The sequence below is a fragment of the Providencia sp. PROV061 genome, assembly GCF_011045655.1.
Taxonomy (GTDB): domain Bacteria; phylum Pseudomonadota; class Gammaproteobacteria; order Enterobacterales; family Enterobacteriaceae; genus Providencia; species Providencia hangzhouensis.
In genome coordinates this window covers 2,470,508-2,486,278 of the sequence record NZ_CP042861.1, presented here as the reverse complement: position 1 = coordinate 2,486,278, position 15,771 = coordinate 2,470,508, and the positions used below count along the sequence as shown (strand labels likewise).

General features: G+C 36.9%; 16 protein-coding genes and 1 pseudogene. 6 read left to right on the top strand and 11 right to left on the bottom strand.

Annotation, left to right across the window (positions count from 1 at the left end; genetic code table 11):
* Positions 1–6: 6 nt before the first annotated feature.
* Complete coding sequence (locus tag FVA72_RS11245; protein ID WP_110591700.1) at positions 7–621, bottom strand: LysE family translocator; 615 nt, start codon at positions 619–621, stop codon at positions 7–9.
* Between the two features lie 149 nt (positions 622–770).
* Here FVA72_RS11245 and FVA72_RS11240 point away from each other — a divergent pair, with 149 nt between their 5' ends.
* Entirely contained in the window at positions 771–1,655 is an 885-nt protein-coding gene (locus tag FVA72_RS11240; protein ID WP_110591701.1) for a LysR substrate-binding domain-containing protein, read from the top strand.
* A 133-nt stretch (positions 1,656–1,788) separates the two neighbouring features.
* Positions 1,789–2,892, top strand: a complete 1,104-nt coding sequence (gene ddlA / locus FVA72_RS11235) for a D-alanine--D-alanine ligase (RefSeq protein WP_036957745.1) — start codon at positions 1,789–1,791, stop codon at positions 2,890–2,892.
* 47 nt (positions 2,893–2,939) lie between these two features.
* Here ddlA and FVA72_RS11230 read toward each other — a convergent pair whose 3' ends face one another.
* The 5 genes and pseudogenes from FVA72_RS11230 to FVA72_RS11210 all read right to left on the bottom strand — a co-directional run.
* Positions 2,940–3,491, bottom strand: a complete 552-nt coding sequence (locus FVA72_RS11230) for an adenylate kinase (RefSeq protein ID WP_110591702.1) — start codon at positions 3,489–3,491, stop codon at positions 2,940–2,942.
* A gap of 117 nt (positions 3,492–3,608) precedes the next feature.
* Positions 3,609–4,382, bottom strand: a complete 774-nt coding sequence (locus tag FVA72_RS22035; RefSeq protein WP_110591703.1) for a GNAT family N-acetyltransferase — start codon at positions 4,380–4,382, stop codon at positions 3,609–3,611.
* A 3-nt stretch (positions 4,383–4,385) separates the two neighbouring features.
* The gene (locus FVA72_RS22030) at positions 4,386–4,574 is read right to left on the bottom strand and encodes an FAD-binding oxidoreductase (RefSeq protein WP_109912282.1); all 189 of its coding nucleotides are present in this window, start codon (positions 4,572–4,574) and stop codon (positions 4,386–4,388) included.
* A 186-nt stretch (positions 4,575–4,760) separates the two neighbouring features.
* Complete coding sequence (locus FVA72_RS11215) at positions 4,761–5,921, bottom strand: MFS transporter (RefSeq protein WP_110591704.1); 1,161 nt, start codon at positions 5,919–5,921, stop codon at positions 4,761–4,763.
* A gap of 13 nt (positions 5,922–5,934) precedes the next feature.
* Positions 5,935–6,202 (bottom strand): annotated as a pseudogene (locus tag FVA72_RS11210) (inositol monophosphatase family protein); the annotation flags it as partial.
* 145 nt (positions 6,203–6,347) lie between these two features.
* On the opposite strand from FVA72_RS11210, the gene FVA72_RS11205 reads away from it, so the two are divergent.
* Positions 6,348–7,268: an alpha/beta hydrolase family protein gene (locus FVA72_RS11205; protein WP_110591705.1), complete on the top strand. Its 921-nt coding sequence runs from the start codon at positions 6,348–6,350 to the stop codon at positions 7,266–7,268.
* 137 nt (positions 7,269–7,405) lie between these two features.
* Here the strand turns inward: FVA72_RS11205 and FVA72_RS22025 are convergent, their stop codons facing one another.
* Positions 7,406–8,188, bottom strand: coding sequence for a GNAT family N-acetyltransferase (locus FVA72_RS22025; protein ID WP_110591706.1), 783 nt, complete (start codon positions 8,186–8,188; stop codon positions 7,406–7,408).
* Positions 8,189–8,372: 184 nt separating this feature from the next.
* Here FVA72_RS22025 and yqfB point away from each other — a divergent pair, with 184 nt between their 5' ends.
* Positions 8,373–8,702, top strand: coding sequence for a N(4)-acetylcytidine aminohydrolase (yqfB, locus tag FVA72_RS11195; protein WP_110591707.1), 330 nt, complete (start codon positions 8,373–8,375; stop codon positions 8,700–8,702).
* Positions 8,703–8,787: 85 nt separating this feature from the next.
* Here the strand turns inward: yqfB and FVA72_RS11190 are convergent, their stop codons facing one another.
* From FVA72_RS11190 to FVA72_RS11180, 3 genes are all read right to left on the bottom strand, one after another.
* Positions 8,788–9,777, bottom strand: coding sequence for a D-cysteine desulfhydrase (locus FVA72_RS11190; RefSeq protein ID WP_004254429.1), 990 nt, complete (start codon positions 9,775–9,777; stop codon positions 8,788–8,790).
* A gap of 15 nt (positions 9,778–9,792) precedes the next feature.
* Entirely contained in the window at positions 9,793–11,220 is a 1,428-nt protein-coding gene (locus tag FVA72_RS11185) for a Na+/H+ antiporter NhaC family protein (RefSeq protein WP_004254427.1), read from the bottom strand.
* A gap of 176 nt (positions 11,221–11,396) precedes the next feature.
* A complete protein-coding gene (locus tag FVA72_RS11180; protein WP_110591708.1) occupies positions 11,397–11,939 on the bottom strand; it encodes a GNAT family N-acetyltransferase in 543 nt (180 codons plus the stop codon).
* A gap of 88 nt (positions 11,940–12,027) precedes the next feature.
* Here FVA72_RS11180 and FVA72_RS11175 point away from each other — a divergent pair, with 88 nt between their 5' ends.
* Positions 12,028–12,948 (top strand): helix-turn-helix domain-containing protein, encoded by a 921-nt coding sequence (locus FVA72_RS11175; RefSeq protein WP_243154698.1) that lies wholly within the window; start codon positions 12,028–12,030, stop codon positions 12,946–12,948.
* 177 nt (positions 12,949–13,125) lie between these two features.
* Positions 13,126–14,202 carry a bifunctional DNA-binding transcriptional regulator/O6-methylguanine-DNA methyltransferase Ada gene (gene ada, locus FVA72_RS11170; RefSeq protein ID WP_110591709.1) on the top strand — a complete coding sequence of 359 codons (1,077 nt, stop codon included), beginning with the start codon at positions 13,126–13,128 and terminating at the stop codon, positions 14,200–14,202.
* A gap of 113 nt (positions 14,203–14,315) precedes the next feature.
* Here the strand turns inward: ada and FVA72_RS11165 are convergent, their stop codons facing one another.
* Positions 14,316–15,563 carry an MFS transporter gene (locus FVA72_RS11165; protein WP_110591710.1) on the bottom strand — a complete coding sequence of 416 codons (1,248 nt, stop codon included), beginning with the start codon at positions 15,561–15,563 and terminating at the stop codon, positions 14,316–14,318.
* Positions 15,564–15,771: the final 208 nt, after the last annotated feature.

Genomic DNA, 15,771 nt, shown 5'->3' with positions numbered 1-15,771 from the left:
GTGGGGTTAGTTTATATTAAAGAATAGTAGAGATAATCCCAATAAAATCAGTAGGATTCCAATCGTTCGGTCCATAATAAATTGGTAGTTAAGAATTTTGTTTCTGACTGCGGGCATTGCAAAAAAAATTGCAATTAGGCTAAACCATAGCCAATGGGCAAAGGAAATAAACAAACCATAACTTAAATTTAACCAAATTGAATTTTGTGTACTAATAACTTGGCTATACACAGAAATCACAAAAAACATGGTTTTTGGGTTTAATGCATTTGTCAGAAAACCATTTTTAAACGCATTTAGGGCCGATAATGGCTTTGATACGGCTTTATCTGAGGATATTTTTACTTTATTTGTTAATGATTTAAATCCGATGTATACCAAGTAAAACACCCCAATAAGTTTAACGATTAAGAATAATGCGGGTGAACTCATAATGACCAAAGTGATGCCAAATATGGTATAAAACACATGAACCTGCACACCAATAGCAATACCTAGCGCACACAGTAAGCCTGTTTTAATGCCATAGGTATAACTATTACGAGTTACCATAGCAAAGTCTGGCCCCGGACTAATGACTGCTAAAATGGTAATAGTTGCAACTGCAATAATTTCATTCATATTAATTTCCTAAAAGGTAATAAAAACAGACCAAAAACAGATTTATTCTGAAATTGTTTGTTCATTTATTGTTTTTATTATCAATAGATTGAATAAAACTAAAAAGCGATTTATCCTGACATAAATCTGTCAGTTTTTATTACCTATATATGAAACTACCACCGTTAACGTCATTACGTTTTTTTGACACTGCTGCGAAAGCAGGTAGCTTTGTGCAAGCGGCTCAAGAGCTGAATGTGACTCATAGTGCGATTAGCCGACAAATTCGTTTATTAGAAGAATACCTTGGTGTTGAGCTATTCGAACGAAGGAACCGTGCTGTTTTTTTAACGGCTAATGGACGAATATTGTTACAAACAACTAGTGCAATATTTGAACAGCTTAAGGAGGGGGTTGAAAAGATAAAAAACAATACCTTTCCTGATGTTGTTAGTTTGTCTTGTGAACCTACAATCGCAATGAAGTGGTTAATTCCTCGGCTTACACATTTTTATCAACAATATCCCCATATTACAGTGCATTTAGTGGCGGCAGGTGGTGTTATCGATTTCACAAAAACGAATGTTGATTTAGCATTGAGGCGTAATGATTTCAAATGGAATGACAACCTTTGCGCGGTGAAAGTGTGCTCAGAATGTATGGGCGTCGTGGTTCGGCCTGAACTTGATTTTAAAGAAAACTTTAGTCATATAACGCTACTGTCAACTCTATCTAGGCCAACTGCATGGGAAACTTGGCAAAATATAAAAGAAATAGCGCTTCAAAATAATAAAACTATTACATATGAACACTTTTATTTGTGTATACAAGCGGCTTTGGCTGGGCAAGGGGCGGCGCTTGCGTCATTTTTGATGGTTGCAGATGAAGTAAAATCGAAACAATTAACCGCGCCATATGGCTTTATTGAAGATAATTCAGCATATTATTTATTGTCATCTAAACCTGTAGAGCAAGGCAGTGCAGCGGCTATTTTTACGCAGTGGCTAATTGAACAGGTGAATATCAGTATTGAAACTCTGATAGATAAAAGATAATTAGCTATCAAAAAAAGAAGGTTTGGTCATAAAGCCAGCTAATCTTAATGAAAAATAAATAATTTATGCCATAACCTTTTCTTTGCGTGCTATATTTCTCGGCTAGGTTTGGTGTTTTATGTCGGAGCAAATAATGAGCAAAATACGAGTCGGTGTTATTTTTGGTGGCCGATCAACAGAACATGAAGTTTCACTACAGTCTGCTAAAAATATTATCAATGGGTTAGATCGCAATAAATTTGATGTATGCCTTTTAGGGATTAATAAAGAAGGGCAATGGCATGAATATAACGAATCTGATTTTTTATTGCATGGTGATGATCCCTCTCGTATTGCGTTGAATACGCCTAAGCGAGCTATCGCACTTGTTCCAGGTAAAACAAGCGAACAGTTTATTTCGTTAGAAGATGCTAAGCCATTGCCACAAATCGATGTTATTTTCCCTATTGTTCACGGTAACTTAGGTGAAGACGGCTCGTTACAAGGTTTATTGCGCATGGCGAATTTACCATTTGTCGGTCCGGGGGTTTTAGGTTCCTCTGCCTGTATGGATAAAGACGTTACCAAAAGATTACTTAGAGATGCAGGCTTAAATATTGCTCCGTTTATAACAGTGCTCAAAAATGAGCGCGCAACAACTGAATATGAAGCGACCGTGGCGCAATTAGGTTTACCACTTTTTATTAAACCAGCAAATCAAGGTTCATCTGTCGGGATCAGTAAAGTCAGCACTGAATCGGAATTTTACGCAGCACTGGACTTTGCTTTCTTATTTGATATGAAAGTCCTTATTGAAAGTGCAGTAAAAGGGCGTGAGATTGAATGCGCCGTACTGGGTAATGAAGAACCTCTTGCCAGCCCTTGTGGTGAAATCGTATTACACGATAGTTTCTATGCGTACCACACTAAGTATATTGATGAAAATGGCGCCTCTGTCGTGGCTCCTGCACAGTTAGATGCTGCGGTGAGTGATAAAATACGCGAGATTGCCTTATCCGCGTATCGCGCATTAAATTGCAGTGGAATGTCCCGTGTGGATGTTTTTTTAACGGAAAACAACGACGTAGTTATCAATGAAATCAACACATTGCCTGGCTTTACGAACATCAGTATGTACCCCAAATTGTGGCAACAAGCGGGTATGACATACCCGCAATTAATCAGCCGCTTGATTGAGTTAGGAATTGAAAAATTCCAACAAACTGCGATGTTGAAAACGGCATGTGATGAGCTTTAATTGCTGAAAAAATACTATCTCGGTAGTTTTTATGGCTACCGAGATGTTTATTTACCCTGAACTTGAGCTTTCATTTGTTGTAAAAATAAGTTTGTTTCTTTTGGTGAGGTGAGTCGAACAAACTGAATATGGCGTAAGTTGATACTTGCCATATGACTTAGATTTCTTTTCTTATTTGGATAGTAAGTCTTTAGTAGCCACAGAATTATCGAATCACGGCTGAAAAAAGCATTTTTCCAACGTTCTTTATTACCTGTATTTGCCCACAACTCTTGCCCTGAACGAATGCGCGACAATGTGCGCGTAATCGACTGATAAAGCGTTCTTGGTAAGGAGTAATCCAGCCATACCACCATATCAACCTCTTTCCATTTAATGGGTTGGGTTCGCGTATAGTTTCCATCAAGAACCCATCCAGATACCGCTTTATCTAATGCAGCGGTGAGTTTCTGGTTAAGCGCATCATCCGAAGAACCTTGCCAATTCGCTAACCAATATAAGCTATCCAATTCGATAGAAGGGACGTTTAACAACAGCGAAAGTTGTTGGCAAAGGGTACTTTTACCGCTACCACTAGTGCCAATAATATTAATTTTCATATGTAAATATTAGATAATTTTGTCATTATGATTAATCTGGAATGACTGAGCTTGGAACCATTGTGTGAACAATGATCCCACTTCAGATAGCTCTACAAATAACATTATGGTTATAAATTATTTGCACCAAACATAATTGATATAGCGAAAGAGAGGTTCAAATCCAAATTTTTTATACAAATCAAATCCCGCTTCAGACGCATCTAGGAAACAGTGTTCTACACCTTGTTGGCGGCAAAATGCTAACGCATAATCAATAAGTTGTGAAGCGTAACCATTACCTTGATGGCTTGGCTCGGTACCAATATCATCAAAACGCGCTAACGTACCTTCGATCGTCACAGTCATGGAGGTCGCTGGTTCACCATTAACGAGTAACACAAGGTGAAACTGCGGGGCGCCTTGTTGTAATGCATCCTCATGATAACGCACATATTCCTGAATAACCTGATCGTGCTCTTCAGACAGGTAAAACGCAGAAACCAGTGGCTTTGCCCACAAAGACAAATCGTGATTGGCTAAGACGATATCGACTTGGTTATCAGGCAGTTCAACTTCATTTTGCTTTACTAAGGTCAGTGCCATTGCAGTCGTGACACTGTCACGTTTATACCTTAATGACTCAGCCTCAGTTACCACCTGCTGGAGCATCTCTTCGGGGATCACTAAGGTATGGTTTTTCTTCTGTGAAACAAACAGGTTGTGAGCCTGCATAAAGGCGTGACTGGTTGAGTCAGGCTGCAAATAAATGAAGTTAAACGCTGGCGAATTAAGGGGCGTTAAATAGCAAATTGTGTGTTGTGCAATCTGGATACTATGTTCACAAATAGATGTCCAGAATGTTTTTTCAATCGATTGATAATGTCTTAAATAGTACAACGGAATATTCATTTGTCAGTTACCTGATACAAAACGAGTTAATCGATATGGACCTAATGCGGCTTGTTCTATCCCATGCAAGATTTCATCTTGAGCCAATTGGCATATCAAAGGCGCTAGCGTAATCGCAGCGTGCATACTGATAATATATAAACCTTCGAAATCAGCAACTTTTCCGACAATTGGCATCTCATCTTTAGGCATAGGTCGCATTCCTGTGAAAGCGTTTTCAAGATTTAGCGTGTTACTACCTATAAATGAATTTTTAATTGTTGTAAGGGCGTTTTGTGCGATAGCTAACGCGTTGTGTTCAGGCTTATCATCAATATAATCTTCAACACAGAGTATTTTACCTGAACCTGCAAGGGCTGCCTTATGAGATTCAAAAAATCACACACGGATAAAACGAGTCACAAAAGCAATAATAACTAATAATGCAGAAATTAATAATAATGCAGTTGCCAGGGACAGTTGAAAAGCAACAAAACCAATAGCTGCAGGTCCCGCCAAAATACCTAAATAGCCTAAAGTTGAAATTGCAGGTACGGCAAGGGCCTCTGGCATCGTTTTTTGCTTCCCTACAGCCGAAAACATCACCGGTACTATATTAGATGAACCTGCACCGACTAATGCAAAACCCATGATGGCAAATATGAGATGAGGAGATAAAACAGCAATAACAAAACCGAGGCAAGCGAGTAAAGCACCTAAAAATACGACGCGAGAGGAACCGACTCGCATAACAATTTTGTCGCCCAGTAAGCGGCCAATCGTCATAGTTGTGGCAAAAGCAGCAAACCCTAAGCCGCCTAAAGTTTCTTCTAATCCATGGTGTTCAATTAAAAATACAGCTCCCCAGTCAAGAACTGCACCTTCAGCAAGAAAAACGGCAAAACAAACAACCCCAATAACCAAAACAATGCCTTTCGGTATAGCGATAAGAGGGCCTGTTGGGGCGTTAGCGTAAGGGATTAAACCGTTATAGCAAATAGCTAATAAAACTACGGCAATAACTGAAACGATGATTGATGCCATTGTCGCGGAAACACCAAGTAACAAGATCAAACTCATGGTACCTGCACCAGCTATCCCCCCGACACTATAAAAACCATGAAAGCCGGACATAATTGGCTTATCAGATGATTTTTCAACAATCACCGCTTGAACATTCATCGCGCAATCTGTTAAGCCAATGAAAATTCCAAATAATAATAAGGCAATGATAATAAAGTTAATTTGCGATAAAGAGGATAAAATGGGGAATAACAAACTAAAGGCGATGGTAGAAAACACCATTAAACGGCGGCAACCAAATTTGGCAGCTAATGCACCAGTTACTGGCATAGCAATAAGTGCTCCTCCACCGAAACATAATAGTAGCATGCCAAGGGTGGCATCATTTGCCCCTGTGTTAAGTTTGACATAAGGAACAATGGCTGCCCAGGCCGCGGTAACAAAACCGGCAATAAAAAAAATAATTCGAGTAGAAACTTGTTCCCTTTTCGCAGGCATAAAGGAAACATGACTATTAACTTGTTGAGTAGATTGCATTTTATAATACTTCTTAAAAGATAAAATTAACTACCTGTATTAAGATAGCCAGAATTTGTTTATGAAGGTTTGGGTAGCCTGTTGCTACAACCGTACCACCAATTTCAGCTCAGCAACCATCTAATGTAGTCACTTTGCCAATAGCACGTTCTATAATAGGGATTAATGGAACAATATCATAAGGTTCCAGTGCGAATTCGACACAAATATCGATTTTACCCGCTGCTAACATTGCCATTGCATAGCATTCTCCCCCCATAGCGAGTCATTAATACTTGTTTCTCAAGCGCCATAAAAAAATTGTACAGGTCTAAACCGTATATCTATATTTAATCTTGTTTTACGAGGGCATTTTAGGCGCTATTTGTTATAAAAAACTCAATATAATATCGTCGAAAGGTCCTTATAGAACATGATGAGTGTGCAATGAAACTAAAAATTACGCCTTTGTTGTTTTCAATTTATCCATTAAGTGTATTTGCACAGAATTTACCTGTGAGTATGCAAACTATGCACTTTGCAGGCAAAGATATAAATTATTATTTAATCCAAAAACAAGCCAAAAAATCAAAGGATTTATTAGTTTTATTACAAGGCTCAGATTGTAAAAGCGTCATTAATAACCCCAATATGTTGAAAAATTTCGGGGTTGTATTTCCTCATAATGATATTTTATTAGTTGAAAAAACAGGATTGAACAGCCAAGTGGGGGTTAATGGCGAAGAAGCTTCAGAAGAAGAATGTCCTGTTGACTACATGTCGAAAGACTCGCCATTAGAACGCGCCAATAATTATGTAACAGTATTAAAGCAATTAAAAAATGATTACCAACACATAGTGCTATTAGGCGGAAGTGAAGGTGCGCTGGTAACTAATTTAATTGTTGCACAAGAAAACTTTATTACCGCATCCGTTGCATTGAATGTTGGCGGCCAATACTTCATTAATGATGTTCTATATAGTATTGAAAATAATACACCTAAAGAAGAAATTGCTAACTCAAAGGAAGGTTTTAAACAATTTGCAGAAGCGGTAAAACAAAAGCAATTAAATAACGACCAATTTGTCAGCGGCCATGGCTCGAAATGGTGGTATGAGATGCTCACCATTGACAATTTAAAACTTATCCAGTCAGTTAAAACCCCACATTTGGTGATACAAACGATGGCGGATACCAACGTGGATGCTCATGGTACAGATAATATGATGAAACAAGTTCGTAATACCCATGTTAGTTACCGTTCTTATCAAGATTTAGACCATTATTTCAAAGATAAAAATGGGCAGTTGCACACTGAACAAATTGTGACAGATATTCAACATTGGTACCAAACGGTGACAAAATAAATATACTGGGAGTTATCATTATATTAATCCCCATGATTGTGTCACTAGGTGCAGTTTTGCGATTAGTGATTACATTAAACCTTATTTTTTTAGGTAAAGTAAAATGCATCTTGATTATTAAGATGCATTCAATAAAATCACGCCGAAATATAGCTGTAGTAATTAAAAATAGGTTCAAAACCCAGTTTTTTGTAGATAGATAACCCTTCACTGGATGACTCCAATACACACTGTTTAATCCCTTGTTGATGGCAAAGGTATAGCGCATGTTTAATAAGTGAAGTCGCGAGCCCTTTACCTTGGTATTGAATATCAGTACCAATATCATCAAGTCGAGCTGTTTCATTATTAAATGTCATAGTTAAGGTTGAGACTGGTTGCTGATCTGCAAATAAGACTAAATGCACCATATTAGTTTGTTTATCAAGCGCTCTTTGGTGATAACGAATATACTCGTCAGTAACAGTTGAGTCACTTTCATCTGTATCAGAATCGACAGGGAATGCTGTAATTAACGGCTGAGCCCAATCTTCGAGTCGATCATTACTCTGTATTATCTGAAAATCAGTATTAAGCGGTGGTGGTGAATTGCATTGAGACAAAGCCCCTTGTGGCAAAATCATTGCGGTTGATTCACCATCAAAGACTAATCTCCGTGTTATTATTTCTGACTCAAATAGTGAAAGTATTTGGTCATGAACAACCAGTACATAAGGCTTAGTTTGTTTTTTGAACAGCGCTTCGGCCTTCTCGTAATCTGAAATGAGTGCGCCTTGGTGGAGGTAAATATAATTAAATATAGGCAATGGTAGCTCAGAAAAATAAGCACTAGTTTGGTTGCTGATTTTCACCGTATTTGCACATATTGCAGACCAAAAATAGTGTTCTTGTTGATAGAACAAATTTTCATTGTTATCCATTATGTATACTCAGTTTATAGTAGTAGATAATATTTTTATGGCTTGATTGTATATAAAACGCAATGATCGCTATAGTGTTCGTATAATTGAAAGCACAAAAAGAACCATTTTATTGCAATTTATTGGATTTATAAGAAAATAGGTCTTCCTAGAAAAGAGATTGTATAAAAATAAGAGAATTATTATGAATAACGCACCAGACACGATAACCTTTTTTGAGCGTTTACTTCCATTGGTGGTTTCCGGTAAAAAAATTATCACTATTCGTGATAAAAGCGAGAGCGATTATGTTCCTGGGAGTATTGTGAAGGTATATGCGTTAGAAACAGGGAAATATTATACTGATATTAAAATATTGTCGGTAGAGCCCATTTCTTATGATGACATTTCTGAATACCACGCTAAGCAAGAAGCCATGGGTCTAGAGACGTTGAAAGCACTTATCAAAGAGATTTACCCAAACGAGCAATATTTATATGTGATCACTTACCGATTATTGGATAGTACAGACTAATCAACAATAATAAAGAAGGAAGTCGAGTATTTTAGCTTTACAATGGAAGATAAAAGGGCAATCTGGCCCTTTTATCTGATGATGATTACTTAATTGTTTGGCTAATATCTGAGTAAGCAAATAATGCTTGGGCTCCACCCGTATGAATAAACAGAACGGGAGTTTTTTCTTCAGAGCTTTCCAAGTAGTCAATTAACCCAGCCATGGCTTTACCGGTATAAACTGGGTCTAATAAAATACCTTCTTGCCGCGCTAATAAGTTGATTGCGGCGAGGCCTTTTTGGTTTGGCATTCCATACATGGGAGCAAAAAAGTTATCCCATAATTGTACTTCAGGTGTTTTAGCTAGACCCAACCATTGAGCCAGTTCGGATTGCAATTTTTCAACTTTAGGGGCTTGGTCTTGTTGCTTTCGTGACACTGTCACGCCAATTACTTGGCTCTGTGGTAGTAATTCTTGTAAACCAATGGCAAGCCCTGCATGGGTTCCAGCACTTCCTGAAGCAACAATAATTTTATCAAATTCAATATGTTCTGGTTTCTGTTGAGCTATCTCAATAGCGCATTGGACATAGCCTAAAGCACCTAATGTATTTGACCCACCCACAGGGACAATATAGGCATCTTTAAGAGAAAGTGTTTTAATTAGCGCTTCCATTTGGGATTGTGGGTCGGTTAATTCATCACACATCACACAACGGGTGGCAAATAAGTCAGTTAATAATTTATTACCATTATGCAGAAAGTTAGGGTTATCACTTTTAATTGGATTTTCTAATAACGCAACGCATTCAAGCCCATACATGGCAGCAACAGCTGCAGTTTGGCGGACATGGTTTGATTGAATTGCCCCCGCGGTAACAATAATTTTTGCTTTTTTGGCTAATGCATCAGCCATTAAAAATTCTAGTTTACGCAGTTTATTTCCCCCCATAGCAAGGGGAGTCATATCATCACGTTTTATATAAATCTCACGACCAAACTTATGCGATAAATTATTCAATCGATTAAGTGGAGTTGACGAGTTAAGTAAATCTATTTTTGCGTACTGTGTTAGTTGTTGTTGGATAGACATCTAAACTCCCAATAATTAATAAGAAAAACCAAGGTAAAGGTAAATAGCAAGAACAATACTGGCAGTTACTAACGCATAAGGCATTTGAGTACGAATATGCTCAATATGTTCGCAGTCTGTCGCCATTGAAGCAACAATAGCATCCGCAGAAATTGGGGAGGTCATATCGCCAAATATTGAGCCAGAAATTGCTGCACCAATCATATATTCAACAGGCATTCCTACAGATAAACCTAATTGAACCCCGATAGGTATCATTATCGCGAAAGTTCCCCAAGAGGTGCCTGTTGCTAAAGACATAATGGCGCTAATTATAAAGATAAATCCAATAGAAAAACCTGGGGCCATAACTCCTTGAGTGACTTCAGCAATATAGGCTCCCGTGTTTAACTCAGCAGAGACATTTCCCATCAAGAACGCTAAGATCATAATTGAGCTGATTTTTAGCATATTGGCGTAGCCGATAAATAATTCTTTAAAGAATTCATCAATATTTAGTAACCGCCGACCGATAAACCAACAGAAAGATACCACAGTACCAAACATGACTCCCCAATATACGGATGTCGAACCACTTCCTTTGCTAAAGTCACCGTCACCAGTGATATATAGTGCGATAGGGACCATTAACACCGTAGATAAAATAGGAATAAAGAAGTTTAATGAAGAATGAGCGTTAGGGTGATCAATAATCTCTTCTTCATTATCTTGGCTTTGTAACTGGGAAATATTCCCCTCAATAAAATTTTGTTGATATTTATCTTCAGCTTTTTTCATGGGACCCCATGAAATATTGGTAAATACATAGAATAGGATAGTTATAATAGATAACCATGCCATTAAATTGTAACCAATCGAAGTAATTAAAATATCAAAGGGCTCGCCTTGAATCAGACCTTGGGAAATTTGTACCCCGATTAACCCCATTATTACTGCACCCCAACCATTGATGATGGCGGAGGAACAAACAGAAACACATGCTGTTTGGATAATATAGGACATTTTTTCAGGAGCAACACCATATTGTCGTGCTAGATTTTTAGTTGAGGCGCCAGCGACTAATTGGTTAATTGAGCTTTCAATAAAAATAAGAGAAGTAATGATAATGGCAAGAAACTGGGTAGATTTACGGTTTTTAATCAGTTTTGTCTTATTGGTTAGTAGCTGAACTAATGCTCGAACTCCGCCTGTCACAACAACAAGCCTCATTATCCCTCCGATCATGACCATAAAGACAATTGTTCGCGTATTCCCTGCAGATGAAAATGTATCAATAATACCATCAACGGTACCTTGCACACCTAATAATAGGTTGTGATCGTTAATGACAGTAAAACCAACGAATATTCCTAGCATTAATGAAAGCATGACTTGGCGAGTTAATATCGCCAAAATTATAGTCACAATGGGAGTGATAACGGTCCAAATACCATAGTCCTGCATGTGTTTACCTGTGATCCTAGTGAAAGTATGAATTTTATAATTATTGAAAAATCATAGCATTAATAGGAACACGGTAGAATAATTTTATTCATCATTGAAATGAGTTGTGACAATAAATTAATAAGAAAAAGGCCAAACAGATAAATGCTGGCCACATGTATAGATAGAATCAAATATTACTGTCGAGTTTGCCACTCTTTAGCGGTTATTTTACTAATATCTTCTGTCTTAGTTTCACCAATTAATTCAATAAATTGTGGTTCAAGAGTTGCATAGTATTTGAAGCCGCATTTTTCTTGGGCAATTTTAGATTGTTCGTTACCTTGAAAGTAACCACACCATAAATTATCTAATTTCAAATTAGTGAATGCATGGTGCATGATGGCGTTAATTGACTCTGGTATAAGGCCTTTACCCCAGAACGGTACACCAATCCAATAACTGACTTCTGCATCATTTTCCCCAATGGGAAAATTACTTTCATGGCTAAATGATAATCCAATCAGGCCAATAGCTTGGTTTTCTTTTTTTAACGTTACCGCGTAAATTTCATCTCGCATAAAAATATTCTTGATGATAGAAAGACTCTCTTCTTCATTTTTGTGAGCAGGCCAACCTGCGATAGGGCCAATTCTTTCATCTTTTGCATAGAAATATAAATCAGCGGCATCTGTTTCTTGCCAAGGACGCAATACTAACCTATTTGTTGCAAGTACCATTTTCTAATCTCCCCCGTTATGGTATCCCTTAATTTGAAGGCTATTTTAGGTATTTATGAAAATAAAATAAGGGCATAACTTGTACATCATGGGTACTTATGACAACTTTTTTGTTATGATTGCGTTATATGAAGCAAATCAAAACACAACAATCATGCAGCATTTAAAAAATTATCAAATTGATTTACCTGAAGCCATTCGGATTGGTGAAAGTAATATGGAAGAGATGCAATTTAAACCGATTAAAACATCTTATGTGGCGGTTTGTGTATGCAAGCAAGGATATGGAGTCTTCAATATTAATTTCAAACGGCATCTGATACGCAAAAACGATATTATCATTTTATACGATGATTCTTTTGCAATGCTGCAAGCCAAATCACGTAAATTTCGTTTGGAATATTGGTTGATTGATAAAAAGCTAGCAACAGAAATTGCCTATGTACTACCAAATCAATTATTTGCTTTTTTTAATGATTTTCCTGTTATTTCAATTCCATTGGAAAAAGTTGCACTGTTTGAAAGCTGGAGATACATTCTTTTAGCTATAGTGTCTAATTGGGGTAAATATGGGGTATTACAATTAAAAAACCATTTACAAAATTTATTTTTAGAAATCAGTAATCATGCACAACACATTTCTATAAAACCAGAAAATAAAAGCCGCCAAGAGCAGCTGTGTTGGCGTTTTTGGGACTTAATTACAACTCACTGTAAGCAGCATAAAGAAGTGAAATTTTATGCTGAACAATTGTCTATTACACCATTCTACTTGTCCAAAATTAGTCAAACTTTTTTTAATGACCCACCAAAAGTATTAATAGATAGGCAAGTTATTTTAGAAATAAAAGCATTATTAGAAATTGGTAATTTATCCATTAAGCAAATTGCTGATGAATTAAACTTTGAAGATACATCTTATTTATGTCGCTACTTTAAACGGCATACAGGGATGACGTTAACAGGATTTAAAAAACGCATTGCACAAAAAGAGCTGAAAAACAAATAATACTAATGCGATTCAATTTTTGTTGAGTACTTTTTATAAACGCAATAACACATTGGAATTCATGTAATTATGGCATTGTGCTGGACGGATAAAGCTAGAATTAAAAAGCAATGTTCGGAGTTTTTTAGGACTGAAGTTTGTCATAATTAATGTAATTAACCAGCGAAGGGCGACATGATGATAACTAAAAATTTGTGGAAAACGCCAGAACAGAGGTGGCAAGCGGTGGTTGAAAGGAATAAATCCGCAGATGGTCATTTTGTTTACGGTGTAAGAACCTCTGCTATTTATTGCCATCCATCTGCGGCGGGGCGTTTACCAAATAGAGATAATGTTGAGTTTTTCGATAATGAACAGCAAGCTATTGAACAAGGCTACTGTGCTGGAAAACGCTTTCGGACAGAAACGTCACAATTAACCCAATTTTATCAAGAACAAATTGAAAAGGCTTGTCGTTATATTGAGCAGCAGGAACAAACGGTGAGCTTGGCAGAGTTAGCTGATTATATTGGTATGAGTCGCTATCATTTACACCGTTTATTTAAAGCACAGACAGGGTTAACACCAAAGGCATATGCGGATGCATTTCGCCATAAAACATTGCAGCAACAGCTTCAAGAAAAAAAACGAATTACGGATGCTATTTATGATGCAGGTTATCAATCAAATAGTCGATTTTATGAAGCCTCATCTCAACGACTAGGCATGACGCCGAGTGTATGGAAATCAGGAGGAGGAGGCAGTAAAATTTATTTTGCTCTTGCGGTTTGCTCGTTGGGAACATTATTAGTTGCACAAAGTCCGATAGGGGTTTGCGCCATTTTGTTAGGGGATGACGCTGAGCAGTTATTGAATAATTTACAGGATAAATTCCCGAACGCAGAGCTCATTGGAGGAAATGACGACTTTGAACAACTAGTCGCTCAAGTGGTGGGTTTTATTGAGGCGCCTGAAATTGGTTTAAATTTACCATTAGACATTCAAGGGACTGCATTTCAACAACGCGTCTGGCAAGCTTTACGTAATATCCCAGTTGGGGAAACAAAGAGTTACAGTGATATTGCAGAAAAAATTGGCCAGCCTAGTGCAGTCAGAGCGGTAGCTAATGCCTGTGGTGCAAATATGTTAGCGGTAGCAATACCGTGCCACCGTGTTGTTAGGAGTAATGGTGATCTTTCTGGTTACCGTTGGGGTATTGACCGAAAACAAGCGTTATTGCTAAAAGAGGCGAAGTATAAGGCAGATAATAATTAAATTGCACTAAAAATGAAGAGTAACCCTAATATGACTATTTCAAAATCACACATTTGAAATAATATAACCCCCCTTATTCTGGATATATGACTCATGAATAAGGGGAATACGAGTCATTGAATGGCAGTTTTCGGTTGACTATTTTTAGTATAGAACAAGTAAATGACATAGAGAAGTGTAAAACTCGCAGTGTAGCCGGTAAAGATCATCCAGAAAGTTTTCCAATCCACCACGCCATTGACCGTATTAAGTTCGATAACCCATCCACATAATACCGCGCCTAGAAATGTACCAAAACCGTTCACTAATGTGGTGAATACACCTTGTGCTGTTGAGCGAAACTCAGGAGCAATTTCTTTTTCCAAAAATAATGCTCCAGCGATATTAAAGAAATCAAAAGCGCAGCCGTATACAACCATGGATAAAAATAAAGCGATAGTACCAATCACAGTGAAATCACCGTAAGAAAATAAACCTAATCGTAAAATCCATGCAATCATACTCATAAATAGGATAGCTTCAATTTTGAATTTTTTGAGTAATAGCGGTAAAAGCAAAATAAATATAATTTCTGAAAATTGCGATATTGATAAAAAGATTGTGGGATATTCAGAAAAAACCGATCCTCTAGCTTCAGGCATTAATGCCATATCTTGTAAAAAGGGAACGCCAAAGGTATTGGTAATTTGTAAAACAGAGCCTAATAACATGGCAAAGAATAGAAATACTGCAACTCGTCCTTTTTTAAATAGTAAAATAATATTTTGGAAACTAAAACTGGGTTTTTCTTCTTTTCTCTCAATTTTACAGCTCTGTGTTGAAATAAAGAAAATAGAAAAAATACTGAGTACAATCGATGCAATAGCACCAATATATAATTGATAAAAACTCATTTCCAATTTTAATAAGCTAATTGTCCACATAGCGACAATAAAGCCTAAGGTACCGTAAACGCGTATTTTAGGAAAATAAACATCAGAATCGAGCTTTTCAGCGCTCAACATTTCAAAAACAATACTATTACAAATAGAAATAGTTGGAATATAAAACATTAGATGAACTAATGTCACAATAAATAGTAGGGTTATTGAATCACTATGAGCCATTACGATTAGAAATACAGCAGAAATGATATGTGATGTAGTGTATACAAGTTTTCTGTTATCAATTTTATCTGCAATAAATCCGATGATAATCGGTGAGCATAAGGCTGAGATACCTAATGTACTAAAAATTAAGCCGATTTCACCGCCTTTGAAATGTAATGTATTGAATAGGTAAGATGCAAAAGTAACTAGCCATGATCCCCAGATAAAAAATTGTAGAAATGAAACGAATTTAAGCCGAGTGATAATATTCATGTTTATATACCTTCCGTTAGCCTAAACATGCTTTAATGTGATTATTAAATAAACTATTCTATTGATTTAATAACCAAATATGGAAGCAACTATCATGTTATTGTTTGTACATTATAAAATAGATAATGAGAGTTTTTTTTGACATAGAAGTGGCTAATAGTCGATTAATCGCAGGAATTAGTGTATTTGAATGGGTAATATTACGTAT

Bases quoted from the DNA above. Each gene is read 5' to 3' on its own strand.
- FVA72_RS11245 (WP_110591700.1), bottom strand. From the start codon at position 621: ATGAATGAAATTATTGCAGTTGCAACTATTACCATTTTAGCAGTCATT.
- FVA72_RS11240 (WP_110591701.1), top strand. From the start codon at position 771: ATGAAACTACCACCGTTAACGTCATTACGTTTTTTTGACACTGCTGCG.
- ddlA (WP_036957745.1), top strand. From the start codon at position 1,789: ATGAGCAAAATACGAGTCGGTGTTATTTTTGGTGGCCGATCAACAGAA.
- FVA72_RS11230 (WP_110591702.1), bottom strand. From the start codon at position 3,491: ATGAAAATTAATATTATTGGCACTAGTGGTAGCGGTAAAAGTACCCTT.
- FVA72_RS22035 (WP_110591703.1), bottom strand. From the start codon at position 4,382: ATGAATATTCCGTTGTACTATTTAAGACATTATCAATCGATTGAAAAA.
- FVA72_RS22030 (WP_109912282.1), bottom strand. From the start codon at position 4,574: ATGCCTAAAGATGAGATGCCAATTGTCGGAAAAGTTGCTGATTTCGAA.
- FVA72_RS11215 (WP_110591704.1), bottom strand. From the start codon at position 5,921: ATGCAATCTACTCAACAAGTTAATAGTCATGTTTCCTTTATGCCTGCG.
- FVA72_RS11205 (WP_110591705.1), top strand. From the start codon at position 6,348: ATGAAACTAAAAATTACGCCTTTGTTGTTTTCAATTTATCCATTAAGT.
- FVA72_RS22025 (WP_110591706.1), bottom strand. From the start codon at position 8,188: ATGGATAACAATGAAAATTTGTTCTATCAACAAGAACACTATTTTTGG.
- yqfB (WP_110591707.1), top strand. From the start codon at position 8,373: ATGAATAACGCACCAGACACGATAACCTTTTTTGAGCGTTTACTTCCA.
- FVA72_RS11190 (WP_004254429.1), bottom strand. From the start codon at position 9,777: ATGTCTATCCAACAACAACTAACACAGTACGCAAAAATAGATTTACTT.
- FVA72_RS11185 (WP_004254427.1), bottom strand. From the start codon at position 11,220: ATGCAGGACTATGGTATTTGGACCGTTATCACTCCCATTGTGACTATA.
- FVA72_RS11180 (WP_110591708.1), bottom strand. From the start codon at position 11,939: ATGGTACTTGCAACAAATAGGTTAGTATTGCGTCCTTGGCAAGAAACA.
- FVA72_RS11175 (WP_243154698.1), top strand. From the start codon at position 12,028: ATGGGTACTTATGACAACTTTTTTGTTATGATTGCGTTATATGAAGCA.
- ada (WP_110591709.1), top strand. From the start codon at position 13,126: ATGATAACTAAAAATTTGTGGAAAACGCCAGAACAGAGGTGGCAAGCG.
- FVA72_RS11165 (WP_110591710.1), bottom strand. From the start codon at position 15,563: ATGAATATTATCACTCGGCTTAAATTCGTTTCATTTCTACAATTTTTT.